This window comes from Ideonella sp. A 288 (genome assembly GCF_002198735.1).
Taxonomy (GTDB): Bacteria; Pseudomonadota; Gammaproteobacteria; order Burkholderiales; family Burkholderiaceae_C; genus Pseudaquabacterium.
This window is the reverse complement of record NZ_MWLO01000118.1, coordinates 44228-58884: the sequence shown is the minus strand read 5'-3', so window position 1 is coordinate 58884 and position 14657 is coordinate 44228. Positions and strand designations below refer to the sequence as shown.

Annotated in this window: 9 protein-coding genes; 3 read left to right on the top strand and 6 right to left on the bottom strand. The window is 69.2% G+C overall.

The annotated features are described in order from the left end of the window. Positions 1-210: 210 nt before the first annotated feature. Complete coding sequence (locus tag EOINJALH_RS12845) at positions 211-1476, bottom strand: hypothetical protein (protein WP_144290012.1); 1266 nt, start codon at positions 1474-1476, stop codon at positions 211-213. Between the two features lie 551 nt (positions 1477-2027). On the opposite strand from EOINJALH_RS12845, the gene EOINJALH_RS12840 reads away from it, so the two are divergent. Then, entirely contained in the window at positions 2028-5384 is a 3357-nt protein-coding gene (locus EOINJALH_RS12840) for an adenylate/guanylate cyclase domain-containing protein (RefSeq protein WP_158219741.1), read from the top strand. A 112-nt stretch (positions 5385-5496) separates the two neighbouring features. Here the strand turns inward: EOINJALH_RS12840 and EOINJALH_RS12835 are convergent, their stop codons facing one another. The 5 genes from EOINJALH_RS12835 to EOINJALH_RS12815 form a co-directional block, all read right to left on the bottom strand. Further along, positions 5497-5979 (bottom strand): GreA/GreB family elongation factor, encoded by a 483-nt coding sequence (locus EOINJALH_RS12835; RefSeq protein ID WP_088280756.1) that lies wholly within the window; start codon positions 5977-5979, stop codon positions 5497-5499. Between the two features lie 260 nt (positions 5980-6239). Continuing rightward, positions 6240-6875, bottom strand: coding sequence for a hypothetical protein (locus EOINJALH_RS12830; RefSeq protein WP_088280755.1), 636 nt, complete (start codon positions 6873-6875; stop codon positions 6240-6242). A gap of 621 nt (positions 6876-7496) precedes the next feature. Beyond that, positions 7497-9698 carry a catalase/peroxidase HPI gene (gene katG / locus EOINJALH_RS12825; protein WP_088280795.1) on the bottom strand — a complete coding sequence of 734 codons (2202 nt, stop codon included), beginning with the start codon at positions 9696-9698 and terminating at the stop codon, positions 7497-7499. 336 nt (positions 9699-10034) lie between these two features. Continuing rightward, positions 10035-11015, bottom strand: coding sequence for a TauD/TfdA family dioxygenase (locus EOINJALH_RS12820; RefSeq protein ID WP_088280754.1), 981 nt, complete (start codon positions 11013-11015; stop codon positions 10035-10037). Between the two features lie 97 nt (positions 11016-11112). After that, positions 11113-12366, bottom strand: coding sequence for a LanC-like protein (locus EOINJALH_RS12815; protein ID WP_088280753.1), 1254 nt, complete (start codon positions 12364-12366; stop codon positions 11113-11115). Positions 12367-12577: 211 nt separating this feature from the next. Between EOINJALH_RS12815 and EOINJALH_RS12810 the strand changes: the two genes are divergently transcribed. Both EOINJALH_RS12810 and EOINJALH_RS12805 read left to right on the top strand, forming a co-directional pair. Then, positions 12578-13543: an MBL fold metallo-hydrolase gene (locus EOINJALH_RS12810; protein ID WP_088280752.1), complete on the top strand. Its 966-nt coding sequence runs from the start codon at positions 12578-12580 to the stop codon at positions 13541-13543. Positions 13544-13835: 292 nt separating this feature from the next. After that, complete coding sequence (locus EOINJALH_RS12805) at positions 13836-14633, top strand: PEP-CTERM sorting domain-containing protein (protein ID WP_144290011.1); 798 nt, start codon at positions 13836-13838, stop codon at positions 14631-14633. Positions 14634-14657: the final 24 nt, after the last annotated feature.

Sequence of the window (14657 nt, the reverse complement as noted above, 5' to 3'; positions counted from 1 at the left end):
GACACGAGATGGTCGCTCTGGCGCAAGAAATGCGGAAGATGCCCGTCGATGCCTACTGGACTGGCCACTGCACGGGCCACAAGGCATTCGAGATACTCAAAGAGGGCCTTGGAAACGGGCGTGCCGACTTGCCACGGCGCCATCGCAGCTTTTACAGCCGCAGCGAGAGAGCGACCGGTTCGTGGTCAGTCGAGAAAGGCGGACGCCTCGTCAGTCCAGAACCGCCAGCCGCTCGTGGCGACCGGCGGCCAGCTCGGCATCGAAAGTGCTGGCGATGCGCCGGATGAGTGCGTTGCAGCTGGCCTGCGCCGCACGCTTGAGGCTGGGCGCGTAGACCGAGACGACGCCGCCATAGTCCTCGTCGGGCGGCGAGTCGCCACTGGCCAGCAGGGACAGCACGCAGTCGCCAACGCGCAGGGTGTTGCCATCGATGCCGCGCGCCGGATCGATCCAGTCCGGCGCCAGCGCGGCGCCGGGAAGCGCCAGCACGACGCGCCTGAGCTCGTCGAGCAGCGCCGGGCGTACCCGGTCCACGCGGTACTCCAGCGTACCGCTCGAGTCCATTGCCAAGCGCCCGAGCCAGGGCTTGCGCGCAGCGCCGGGCCGCGGCAGCAGCGTCTCGCGGCCCGCGGCATCGCGCTGCCAGACGAAGTAGTGCGCGATCCACGCGGCGTCGATGTCGGCCACCTGCGCGAACGGCATGCGGCGCCGGTCCAGTCGCAGCTCGGCGGCCTTGCCGCTGGCGATGTCCACCAGCAGCAGCCCGTGCACGTGGCCGCGGCCGCGCGCGTAGTCGTACTGCGACCCAGCCAGCACGTACTGCGTGCCGCCCAGCGAGAAGGCGCGTGCCTCGTCGCCTTCACGCGACACGCTGGTCACGGGCTCGCCAGGCCGCATCGGCACCCAGGGTTCGATCTTGTGCAGCACCATCGTCTTGACATCCAGCACGCGCAGCGAGCCCAGGCGCAGCCAGCGTCCGCCGCGCAGTTCGCTGCCGCTGGCCACGTCCGACTTCTCGATGCCCCACATCAGCGATTCGCCCGGCTGGCCGGCCCGGCTGTCGAGCCATTGCGCCTCGGCCAGCGTGTTGCTGCCGCTGCCGACGGGCTGCACCTGCAGCTGGCCGTCCTTCTCGCTGACCAGCGTGAAGTCGCGCGTCACCAGCAGCAGGGTCGGCCGCGGGGCGTCTGTCAGGCGCAGCACGCGCCAGAAGCGGGTGCCCAGCCCGGGCACATCGACCTCGCGGCCGCGCCAGCGTAGCGAGTAGCTGCTGACCTCGAGCGTGGCGAACGGGTTGCCACCCTGGTTGGGGAAGGTGCCGGACGAGATGCGCCGCCCCGTGGCGACGATCTCGAACGGCCCGTGCTGCAGCGTGTCGGTGGCGGCACCGGCCTGGATCGTCGCGCCCATGGCGGCGGCCACCATCAGGATGCGGATGCGGGCAGCGGAACGACGAAGACAGTCGGGCAGGTGCATGGCGGAGCGGGGTTGACGTCGTCACGCAAGGCCTGGCGACGCCAGGCTGCAGACGACGCTGCGGAGTCTGCCCGCTCTTGGCGGCGACCGCCACTTATCGGATTGCCGTCGGCCAGCGCTGTCGGGCCACCGGGTGCAACCCAATGCGGCAGGGCGAGTGAAGCCGATCCTCAAGACACCCTGGCGCGGCGGGACCACGCTGCTGCCGACCGTGAGAAGACGGGATGCCATGACGCTGCGCGTCGCCACCGTCATCGGATGGCAGGGCGCGCCCATTCGCGGACCTCGCCGACAGCTGGCCTCGGCCGGCCCTGGCCAGTGCATCGGAAGTCCGCTTCGTGGCGCTCCGCTGTACTCACGCTGCCGGCCAGGAGCTGCCACCTGAGGTCGACCGCTCGGGATCATCGCCATGCGGGCCATGCCCGGGTGCAGGCCATGACCTCCCCGCCCTCCCGCCGACGCCCCGGACCAGGGCGCGGTGGGCCACGGGTCCATACTCGTGCCAATGCAACCGGGGGCTTGAAATGTCGGTCTTGCCTGGACAGCCCGGGATGGATGAACTCGAGCGGCTTCAGGCCGCCATCGCCGCCCTGGAGAACCAGCGCGCCTTGCTGGGCGACGCCGTGGTCGATGTTGCGCTGGCGCCGATGCGCGAACGGCTGGGGCGCCTGGGCGCCCCGAACCCCGATCAGGCCCGCCGCCAGGTCTCGGTGCTGTTCCTGGACGTCGTGGGCTCGACCGCACTCAGCGCCCGTCTCGACCCCGAGGACGTGCATGCCGTCATGGATGGCTTGCTGGAGTCGTGCACCCGTTGCGTCGCGGCCCACGGAGGCCGGGTGCTCCAGTACGCCGGCGACAACCTGCTGGCGGCCTTCGGCGCCGAGCGCGCCCGGGAAGACGACGCCGAACGCGCCGTGCTCTGCGGCCTGGCCCTGCTGGCCGAAGGCAAGTCGCTGCAGGAGCGCGTGCTCGCGGAACACGGGCACGACGGCTGCAACGTGCGCGTGGGCATCCACACCGGCCCGGTGCTGCTGGGCGGCGGGGTCGACGAAGAAGGCACCATCCGTGGCCAGGCGGTCAACATCGCGGCTCGCATGGAGCAGACGGCGCTGCCGGGGTCGCTGCGCATCAGCCACGACACCTGGCTGCTGGTGCGGGGCGCCTTCGACGCCACGGCCCAACCGCCGCTGCAGGTGAAGGGCAACGACGCGCCGCTGAAGACCTACCTGGTCCAGCACGCCGTGCCGCGCCAGCACAGGGCGGAGGCGCGCGGCCTGGGCAGCGAACAAGGCCCGTTCATCGGCCGCGAAGCCGAACTGGCGCGCCTGCGCTCGCTGCTTCAGACGGCAGCCACCGAACACCGGCCGCAGGCGCTGACCTTGATCGGCGAACCCGGCGTGGGCAAGAGCCGTCTGCTGCAGGAACTGCAGGCCGGCATGCCCGCCCTGCAGCCGCAGGTGTGGCTGCTGCCAGGGCGCACCAACCCCATGTCGCGGCTGCAACCGTTCGGCCTGTTGCGCAGCATGCTGGCCTGGCGGTTCCAGATCGCCGACGGCGACGGCCTGGAACTGGCCCGCACGCGCCTGGTCGAAGGCCTGCGTCCCTGGCTGGGTGACGCGGGCGAGGTCAAGGCGCAGATCATCGGCCAGCTCGTCGGCCTGGGCTTCTCGGCCCGCCCGGCATTGGCGGGTCTGGGACCGCGCGATCTCCACCAGCGTGCGTTTGCGGCCCTGCGCGAACTGCTGCAAGCCGTTGGCGCCGCCGGCGGCCTGCCCTGGCTGCTGCTGGAGGACCTGCACTGGGTCGACGACGGTTCGCTCGATTTCCTGGTCGAGCTGATGCAGCAGCCGGCCGCGTCGCCGCTGGTCTTGCTGGCCACGGCGCGACCTGAATTCCTGGAGCGGCGTCCCGACTGGGGACAAGGCATGGGCGCGCACACCCTGCTGCACCTGGAAGTGCTGAACGGCCCGCAAGCCGAGACCTTGGCCAGTGCCCTGCTCCAGCGCGTGGTCAGCGGCGGCGAAACCCTGCAGCGGCGCCTGGTGGAGCTGGCCGACGGCAACCCGTTCTTCATGGAGGAACTGCTGCGCATGTGCCTGGACAGCGGCGTGGTGGTCGAAGAACCGGGCCGCTGGCGCGTGCTGCCCGAGCGCTTGGCGAACGTCCGCATTCCCACCACCCTGGTGGGCGTGCTGCAGGCCCGGCTGGACGCCCTGCCGCCGAGCCAGCGCAAGGTGCTGCAGCAGGCCAGCATCGTCGGCCATGTCTTCTGGGACAAGGCCCTGGCGGCGCTGGACGCCGCGGCACCGCCCGCGTTGCCGGCATTGCAGGGCCGCCAGCTGGTGCAGCGGCGCGCCGAGAGCAGCTTCGACGACACGCCCGAGCAGGCCTTTCGCCACCACGTCCTGCAGCAGGTCACCTACGACACGGTGCTCAAGGCCGCGCGCCAGGCCGGCCACGCCGCCGCCGCGGATTGGCTGGCCGGCCGCATGGGCGATCGCGCGGCCGAATACCTGGCCGTGACCGCCCTGCACTACGAACGCGCCGGCGACCGGGCGCGAGCGCTGGACTACTACGAACGCGCTGCGCTGGATGCCGAACGCCGCTATGCCAACACGGCCGCCATCGAACACGCGGAAAGCGCGCTGCGCTGCGTCGACCCCGACGCGCTGCAGCGGCGCTACGAGCTGCACAGCCTGCGCATGCGCGTCGCCGACATCGCCGGACAACGTGGTGTGCAGGAGGTGGACGTCAAGGCCCGTCTCGCGCTGGCCGAAGCGCTGGGCGACGAAGCCCTGTTGGCCGAGGCCACCATGTCGCAGGCCTTGCTGGCGTCGCGCCGTGGCGACGAAACCCAGGCGCTGACGCTGGCAACGCGAGTCGTCGAACTGGCCGCGCGTTCGGGCGCCGTGCATGCCGGCGCCATGGCATTGGGGCAATTGGCCTGGAGCCACTATTCGCACGGAGACATGCAAGCCGCGCTCGGGCTGGCCGCGGACGCCGTGGCCGCCGCGCGCCAGGCCCTGCAGCGCGAAGACTCCAGCGCCTTGCGCACGCTGGTCTTCAAGACCTTGCTGGTCCAGGCCATCGTGCTCAGAGCCGTCGGCGCCATGCGGTCCGCGATGGCGGCCGCGACCGAGGCGCTCGAGCGGGCGACGGCCGAAGGCGCGCGCCCGGCGCAGGCCAGTGCGCAAGACGTCATCGCTGCGGTGCTGGGCGATACGGGGCGCTTGGAGCAGTCACTGGCGCAACGACAGGTCGTCGAACAGATGGCGAGCGAGCTGGGCTGGACCCACATGCGCGCCATTTCGCTGTACAACAGCGCCCGCATCGAACGCGATCTGGGGCGCCCCGAGCGTGCCTGGTCGACGCTGCGTCAGGCGCAAGCCTTTGCCGAGCAGTGCGAAATGCGCGACGTCATCGGCCGCTGCCAACTGCTCGATGGGCAATTGCATGCGGATGCCAGCGAATTCGAGCTGGCCGAAACCGCCTATGCCGCCTCCGCAGCGACCTTCGAAGCGGCCGGGCAACCCCACTTCGCGAGCCAGGCCTACGCCGGGCACGCGGCCGTCGCGCTGACCCAGGGCCGGCTCGACGCCGCCCGCGACGCCGCCGAGCGCGTGGTGCAGGCGCTCGGCGGTGCCTCGGTCATGGCTCTGGACGAAGAGGCGTGGCCCATGCTGGTCTGCCATCGAGTCTGGCAGCGCTGCGGCGACCCGCGCGCGTGGTCGGCGATCGAGCGCGCACACAAGGACATGCAGGCGAAGGCCGAGATGTCGGGCGACGAGGACTTGCGGCAGGCCATCTTGCAGGACATCCCGCTGCACCGGCAAGTGCAGGCGGCCTGGGCGGCAGCCAACGCCGAGCGTGAGGCCACGGGCCAAAGCGGTCGCGACACGATGACCTGAATGCCGCTGACAGGCGCAGGCGCGGCGCTCGCCAGCGCGCGCGAGCCCCCACCCGCCACTGCACCGGCCGGAAGCAACCAAGCGGGTAGGGCGGCGTGAACTTGCTGGCGGCTCAATGAACCCGCAGCACCTCAAACTGCTGTCGAATTGGAGCGACCTGTACCGACACCTCATCACCCTCGCATTTGCCCAGCATGGCCCGGCCCAAAGGGGCATCGCTGCTGATGACCTGAACGAGCTGAGCGCCGCTGACCAACGTCATGCTGCCTCCATCCGGGCCGAGAAAGAGCTGTTGCTGCTTGTCGTCGGAATCGACCAGGCAGACCAGCGCGCCGAGCTCGATGCCTTTGCTGGCGTCGTAAGGGCGTGGGCGGAATCGGCGCCAAATGGCCATCGCCTGGCGGATGGCTTCGGCGCGACGGGCTTGGCCGGTGGCCAGGTAGGCGGCTTCGAGTCCCAATGTGTCGTACTTGTTTTCGGCGATGTTTTCTTCATGAGTCGCCGTTTCATGGGCCGCCCGCATGGCCTGTTCGGCTTGCAGCAGGTCTTCGGCGAGCCGTTCCAGCACCTGCTGCTGCAGCAAGGATTTATCCATGATGAAAGGTCGGCATCTCGAACAAGCGGGGGGCAGGTTTTGATTATGAAGGGCTCCACCAGCCTTCGACGCTTCTGTCGGCTGCAGGTCGACTTCAGCGATGGGCACTGTCCTGTCGCCCGATTCCGTGCATCGAACGGCAGGAACGGGCCGACCGCCGGAGGCCACTGCCACGTCCGAGTCGGCTGTGGACGCGCCAGCGGTTGCCTGCCCGCCCTTGCGAACCCCACCTTCGGCACGTCGGCGCGCTTGCTCGGCGGCTACGCGCCGATCCGCAAGCGCTTGTTCATGCGCTCCGGAAAGCGGCGGTGCTTGAAGAGATCGACAACATCTTGAAGGCCCAGGTACCTGCCGCCCGGCCCGTCCTTGCCCATCACCCTCAGCAACACGGGCCACTCGCCCAGCATCAACGTCCGATCGATCAACCGCCGGTGTCCCGCAGCGCGCGCGAAGTTGGCGTCCATGTAGCTGCGCAGTTCGGCCAGTCCCAGGCCGAGCTCCGATGAACCATCGGCGTTCGACTTCTCCTTGGCGAAGCCCTGCAGTCTCGACACCTCTTTCGCATCGACCCGCCCTCGGGCGTTCAGGATCCTCGATCCCACGCCCTTCTTGTCGAGAGGCCCGCCGCGCAGCGCATTCAACTGCAAGCCGGTCCACTGGGTGCGGACCAGCGACACGGGGCTGCAGCCGTTCGCCACTGAAGCGATGGCGAACACCACGTTGCGCGGGAGGACAGGACAGCCGTCGCCGGCGCGGGCCGTGGTCGCCACGACGGCCGCGACCTTCGCAAGCGGTTCCCGGTCATCGGCCAACTGGCCCGTCGCCACGAGCGCACGCAGGAAGGGACAGGGATTGTTCGCCGACACAGGGTGTGGACTGCCCGACTTCTTGATCACGGCTTCTCCAGGAAGTGCACTGCATGACCCCGCGAACGCGCCCTGCCGTTGCGGGCCATGGCGGCTGGATGTCAGCGTGGTCGTTGCAGATCAGCTTACATCGTGACCCTGGCAGAACGCACCGTCGGTGCGGTGCAGAACACCGACCCCCGTGATTGACGGCGTGCTGCGCTGCGTTCTGAATCGGTCCACCCCAGTGCCCAGGGCTGCGCGACGTGGGGCCTGACCCGAAACAAGCCAGTCCTGCGGCAGCCACCCTCGGCGTCGTTCTGTCTGACACCGCACGGACCCGCACCAGGCACCCGATGACACTCCACGTCGATGACTGCGGGCGTTGCACCGGTCACCTTGGGCGTGACAACGCTCGCGGTCGCACGCCGGGAGAGTGACCTTGAAAGACCCTCCAAAGCACAGCAACAGGCTGTACCCCGCCCCGCAAGGACCGCGCCTACCCGATGAAGGAAGCGGCTTGTGCAGCACCCGCGGGGCGATGCGCGGCGACTTCCCAGTGGTCTGCGCCAGGTGGCTTGCCACTGCCGCAACGACAGCCGTGCCAGCAGGTCTGTCCAGAGGGCACAGACCTGTGGCGGCGCGGCTTTCGAGGCGAAGCCGCGAGCCGGATCACCGCAGGTCGAACCGGTCCAGGTTCATCACCTTGGTCCAGGCAGTGACGAAGTCGCGCACGAACTTCAGGCCGTTGTCGCTCTGCGCGTAGACCTCCGACAGCGCGCGCAGCTGCGAGTTGGAGCCGAAGGCCAGGTCCGCGCGGGTGGCGGTCCAGGTCAGCGCGCCGGTCTTGCGGTCGCGGCCTTCGAAGGCGTTGTCGCCGGTCGGCTTCCACGCGGTGGCCATGTCCACCAGGTGGACGAAGAAGTCGTTGGTGAGCTGGCCGGGGCGCCGGGTGAAGACACCGTCCTTCGAACCGCCGACGTTCGCGCCCAGCACGCGCAGCCCCCCCACGAGCACCGTCATCTCCGGCGCGCTGAGCGTGAGCTGCTGCGCCTTGTCCACGAGCATGGTCTCGGGCGAGACGCTGTACGCGGCCTTGCGGTAGTTGCGGAAACCGTCGGCCTGCGGCTCGAGCACGGAGAAGGACTCCGCATCGGTCTGCGCCGCGGTGGCATCGGTGCGCCCCGGCGAGAACGGCACATCGACGGCATGGCCCGCGGCCTTGGCCGCCGCTTCCACGCCGGCATTGCCCGCCAGCACGATCAGGTCGGCCAGCGAGACCTTCCTGCCGCCGCTCTGCGCGCCGTTGAAGCCGCCCTGGATGCCTTGCAGCACCGCCAGCACCTTGGCCAGCTGCGCCGGCTGGTTGACGGCCCAGTCCTTCTGCGGGGCCAGGCGGATGCGCGCGCCGTTGGCGCCGCCGCGCCTGTCGCTGCCGCGGAAGGTGCTGGCCGAAGCCCAGGCGGTGGACACCAGTTCGCTCACCGACAGGCCCGAGGCCAGCACGCGGGCCTTGAGATCGGCAGCGTCGGCCGCGTCGATCAGCGGGTGGTCCACGGCAGGCACCGGGTCTTGCCAGATCAGGTTTTCGCTCGGCACTTCAGGGCCAAGGTACAGGGACTTCGGACCCATGTCGCGGTGCGTCAGCTTGAACCAGGCGCGGGCATACGCGTCGGCGAACTCGTCGGGGTTGGCGGCGAAGTGGCGCGAGATCTTCTCGTAGGCCGGGTCGAAGCGCAGCGACAGATCGGCCGTGGTCATGTGCGGCGGGTGCTTCTTGCCCGGGTCGTGGGCGTCGGGGATCATGTCCTCGGGGTCGACGTTCTGGGCCTCCCACTGGATGGCACCGGCGGCCGTGGTCATCTGCTTCCACTCGTACTTGAACAGCACCTTGAAGTAGCCCATGTCCCACTGGGTGGGGTTGGGTTTCCAGGCGCCTTCAAAGCCGCTGGTGGTGGTGTCGCCGCCCTTGCCCGTGCCGTGCCTGTTGATCCAGCCAAAGCCCATTGCTTCCATGGGAGCACCTTCGGGTTCGGGGCCGACCAGGGCCGCGTCACCGGCGCCGTGCATCTTGCCGAAGGTGTGGCCGCCGGCCACCAGGGCCACGGTCTCGTGGTCGTCCATGGCCATGCGGGCAAAGGTCTCGCGCACGTCGCGGCCGGAAGCCACCGGGTCGGGGTTGCCGTCCGGGCCTTGCGGGTTCACGTAGATCAGGCCCATCTGCACCGCCGCAAGGGGGTTCTCGAGCTGGCGATCGCCGCTGTAGCGGCTGTCGGGCTTGTCGCTGGTGGCCAGCCACTCCTTCTCGGCGCCCCAGTAGACGTCTTCTTCGGGTGCCCAGATGTCGGCGCGGCCGCCGCCGAAGCCGAAGGTCTTGAAGCCCATGGTCTCCATGGCCACATTGCCGGCCAGGACAAACAGGTCGGCCCAGGAGATCGCGTTGCCGTACTTCTGCTTGAGCGGCCACAGCAGGCGGCGGGCCTTGTCGAGGTTGCCGTTGTCGGGCCAGCTGTTCAGGGGTGCGAAACGCTGGTTGCCGGTGTTGGCACCGCCACGGCCGTCGGCCGTGCGGTAGGTGCCGGCGGCGTGCCAGGCCATGCGGATGAACAGGCCGCCGTAGTGGCCGTAGTCGGCGGGCCACCAGTCCTGCGAGCTGGTCATCAGGGCGGCCAGGTCCTTCTTGAGCGCCGCGAAATCCAGCGTCTTGAAGGCCTCGGCGTAACTGAAGTCCGGGTCCATCGGGTTGGACACGGGCTGGTGCTGATGCAGGATGGCCAAGTTCAACTGGTTGGGCCACCAGTGGGCATTGGAGTGCGCGCCCTGGGTTGTCCGGGCGCCGGCGGTGTGGAATGGGCACTTCGCTTCGGTGGTCATCATGCTCTCCTGGGCTGCGTCAAAGTGGAGTCGATAGTGTTAGGCAAACGACTCCGTCAATCTAGTTGAGTGTGGCAATTGGTCGCATAGCCCCCACGCATCACACTGAAGAGGTGCGTCTCGACCCCCTCTGCTCAGAGGCGGTGCCATGACGGCAGGGGTCGCCCGCATGGCTGACAGTGAGGTCAAGTCTGCAGCGGGTTCAACCGCAGAAGATTGCATTGACGCAACGGTCTGGACGGCACGGTCGATGCCATCAGGCGTCGCCGTCCACCCCACATGGAGGTTCTGACGCTGCAGCGATCCAGGGCGCCTGGGCAAGCGCAGGCCTGGAGATCAGGCCGCCGCCGGCTCCGGAAAGCCATTGCGCCCCGGGAACTCGGGCGCCAGCTGGCGCGCGTTGGGCATCTTCACCCACAGCCGCAACATCTTGCGCCGCAGCTGCGCGTCTTGGGGGTCTTCGAAGGCCGTGCGCGAGTGCAGGACGGCGTAGTTGTTGGCGAACTGCAGGTCGCCCGGCTCCATCATCATGTCCACCCGCATGGCGGGGTCCATCATGAGGGTGTCGAAGAGGTCCAGTGCTTCGATCTCCACGCGCGACAGCGGCACGCCGCGGATCTCGTGGCCCAGCTCGATGTACTGGCGCAGGTAGCGGCAGCTGAGCTTGCCGTCTCGCACGCTGAAGATGGGCGATAGGCTGGGCTGAGGTTCGCACAGGTGGGCAAAGTACCAGGGTCGGTAGTACAGGCCCAGGTACTCGGGATGCTCGGCCAGGATGCGGTTGTAGAGCGCCGCCACGCTCACCAGGCTGCTCAGGCCCCCGGTTCTGGCCTTGCGCAGGCACAGCAGGCCCACCACGTCCGAGGGGTCCGAGTGGTAGGGCAGGTACAGGTCGGTCTCGTAGACGCGAGTGCGCTTGTCGTTGCGGTCGCCCACGGCCATGACCTCACCGAGCAGGTCACCGCGTGGGTTCTGCCGCACGGGCACGCCCAGGTGCAGGCCGATGCCGTAATAGATGGCTCGGATGTCATCCTCGCTGTAGCGCTCCACCGGGAGCCCGCGCAGCAGCACAAAGCCGCGGCCGTTTTCCAGTTCGTCGGCCCAGCGGGCGAGCTGGGGCGCCAATGCCTCGATCGGGAAATCGGCCTTGCCGAAATGCGGAAAGGCCAGACCGCGCGATTTCAAGCCGACCAGCGCACGCTCCAGCACGGCAAGGGTTTCGGCCGGCAGAGTCTGCTGCCAGGCGGGGTCATGCTGCGCGATGGCCGCGGTCCAGGCAGCGGGTGAGGTGATGGCTTGTTTGAGGATCAGGCTCATGGCAGCAGACGGCGGATGGGTTGCGCGCCCTGAGTCTAGGGCAGCGGCGCACCCTGGCCCTGGGGCCGGAGGGACGGAGGCCGATGACCAAGCTCGGTCAGAACACGTCCAGCGTCGGAAACGCCGCTGTGCCGCGAATGCAGTCCCAGAGGTAGATGGCGAAGCCGGGGTCGCCGGTCCACAGCGAGTAGCGCAGGCGACCGTACTGTGCCGCATGAGACTCGGTCTGGCGGATGCCGTGCATCGCGAAGGCACGCGCCCGCTGCAGCCACCGTGCATCGCCGGTGCGATCGAACAGCTTCAGGAAGGCGTAGCCGTTGCCGCCGGTGCCATGGCAGAGGTTGGAGCCCTTCTTCAGCGGCCCGGCGGCCCAGGTCGTTTCGCCCGCGCCAAGCAGCAGGTCATCGAGCTCATGACCGGGAAAGCCGGCCAGGTTGATGACGAAGCCCGGCGAGCCGTGGCAGTACTGCATGAGCCAGCGCGGCTGGGCGTTCCATCGTTCGAGCTGCGCCGCATCGAGCACCAGCCAGGGAACCCAGTTGACCTGTCCGCCCTCGGCCCCAGCCACCCCTTCGATGGTGGCCGCGCGCCGCACGCTCGTCGCGATGCACTCGTGCCACTGCGCCCAGTCGTCTGCGGCCAACAGGTGGCGGCCGCGGATCAGCGGCAAGGCTGTGCCCGCGAAGCCATGCACGGCATCCATGTAGGTGGAGGTATGGCCGTAGAGCTGCTGCGTCCAATAGCGGCAGCCGTGGGCTTCCGACCATTCGAGCTGAGACCACAGGACCGCCGCGGTGCGGCGGAACAGCGCTGCGAAGCGATCCTGCCCCGTGCGCTGGTGCATGAACAGCGCGGCCAGCAAGGTGCCAGGAGAACCCCACATCAGCTCCCGCGCCGGGTGCTCCATGTTGCCCTCGATCAACTCGACCAGCCGGTCGGCCGCGGCGGCGCTGCCGGTCCGCAGGTGCTCGAGCAGGCGCACCGGTGTCTCGCCCATCATGTAGGCGGCGCGTTCGCGCTCGGCGTCGTCCTTCATCCACTCGCGCGTGTGCTGCACGAGCGCGGCCGCATCCACGGTCCAGTCGCGCTGCAGCGTGCAGGCACCCGTCGCGTGCAGGTGGTGCAAAGCCCACAGCACACCACAGGTGCCGTAGTAAAGCGACGGGTTGCCGGCCTGCGTGTCGTCGCCAGGTTCAACATCCAGCGGATGAACCGGCCAGCCGCGCTGCGGGCTGAACTGCGCCTCGGTGTCGCGACAAATGGCCGCGATGCAAGCGCGCGCGCGGGCCTCATCCCACCCGTTTTCGTCTGCCGGATGCAGCGGTTCGTGGCGGTCCGGTTGGTAGAGCATGGGCCTCCAGGCGAAGGTGCGGTGAGCGCAGTCTGCCAGAGGCGCGGCGGCGTTGCCCTGTCGCCACTCGAACCGGCAGCTTGCACGGTGCCGGCAGCGCACGGCCGACAATGACGGCGTCCGGCGACCATCAGGCCCATCGCATCGTGCTCAGACTCTTTGGGCCACGGCGACGCCGGGCATCGGGGTCATTCGGCGAAAGGAGCCTGTCATGCCGTTGTGGATCACTCTGCTGCTCGCGCTGTTGCTCCCGCAGTGGGCCCGGGCCGCGCCGGTGGCGGTGGCCGCCGGCGTCTACCTGCAGCGCGACAGCTTCCAGCCCGGGCGCCAGCCCGATGGCAACAGCGTGGTCTTCGTCGGGCCGCGCGGCCTGGTGGTCGTCGACACTGGCCGTCACATCGAGCACACGCAGGCCCTGATCGATTTCGCGGCGGCGCGGGCCGCGCCCATCGTCGCCGTCGTGAACTCGCATTGGCACCTGGATCACCTGGGGGGCAACGCGCTCCTGCGCGAACGGGTGCCCACCCTGCAGGTGGTGGCTTCCAGCGCCGTGGCGCCCGCGTTGAAAGGCTGGCTGGCCAACAGCCGGCGCGAGATGCAGGCCATGCTCGATGGCGGCACGCTCGACGCCACCACCCAGACCATGGTGCGCGGGGACATCGCACTGATCGACCGCGGGCCGAAGTTGCTGCCCGACGTGGTGGTGGACGGGACGCGCACGCTGGAACTCGGCGGCTTGCCGCTGCAGATCGGGCACGAGGCCCGGGCCGTGACCGCGGGCGATCTGTGGGTCTACGAACCGAACACGCGGGTCCTGGCCGCGGGTGATCTGGTGACCTTGCCGGTGCCTTTCCTCGATACCGCCTGCGCCAGCGGCTGGAGCGCGGCGCTGTCCCGTCTGGATTCGGTGCCCTTCACGACCCTGGTTCCCGGCCACGGCGCTCCGATGAGCCGCCAGCAATTCGGCACCTGGCGCGGCGCCTTCGACGGCCTGCTGGCCTGCGCCGCCAGCCAGGCCACGGACATGACCTGCTCGGAAGGCTGGGTGAAGGCGCTCGGCGACCTGCTGCCCGTGGCAGAGCACAAGCGGGCGCAGGCCATGGTCGGCTACTACCTGCAGCACCGCCTTCGTGCCGCGCCGGTGGAGCGCGACCGCTACTGCAGCGCTGGGGGCTGAGCCGGACCGTCGCGCGGCGCGCCTAAGGCCCATTGCACGCAGGCGCCGCCGTGCCCGTGTCGGGCACCCCCCCGGGTCGTGGGGGGGGGCTGCCCACTCGCCTGTCGCATCGAGGTGCCGGCCGTCGTCTGTGCAGAAGACGGGGTCCTGCGGGCCGCGGCGAGTCCACCGCACACCGGTGATCGGCCGCCGCCAACCGCACCAGGCCACCGCGGCGGATCCGCTTTAGCGGCGCGCGGCCTACCGGGTTTGCCGGCGGGCTTCGGGTGATTCTCATGAAAGGTCCATCGATATGCTCTCCAGACTCTTCTTGCGCTGGCTCGGTGTGTTGTTGCTGTCGTGCTCGATGGCGCCCGCAGCGCTCGCGGCATTGGTCGTGACCGATTCGGGCTACAACGCCGGCAGCACGGTCTTCAATCAGAACGGCCCCGGCACTGTCGATCAGGTGGTCGGCTGGACGTTCACGGTCGGCCAAAACGACCTGCGGGTGACGGCCCTGGGGGAGTGGGACTACAACGCCGCGCGCGGCCTGGGCGGCGGCCTGGTCAGTTCGATCCTCGTCGGCCTGTGGGACAACAGCGACGGCAGCCTGCTGGCCAGCCTCTTCGTGCCGGCCGGCGCGGCCGGCACGACCTTGATCGACGACTTCCGCTTCGTCGACCTGGCCACCCCCGTGCTGCTGAAGAGCGGCCATGGCTACACCATCGGAGACCGGCGCTTTCCCTTCGGCGGAACGCAGACCCAGTTCGACCTGCAGGGCGTCGGCAACACCCCGACCGGCAGCACCGACGTGATCTTCGGGAAGAACGTCAACACGCCGACGGGCTTCGACATCAACGTGACGCCGTTGGCAGCCCAGAGACCGACCCAGAACATTGGCGGCAATGCCTTTCGCTGGATCGGCCCGAACATCGAGTACACGGTCGTTCCCACCCAGGACGTTCCCGAGCCGGGCTCGCTCGCCCTGGCGTTGCTGGGCTTTGCCCTGCTGGCGTCGTCGCGCGGTTACACCCGCACCGCGATGCGCCTGCGCGCCCACCTGGACGACTTCCTGGCGCCGGGCCAGGCGGCAACGCGGGGCTTACCTTGAAGCACAAGGTGCTCAACGTGCGCG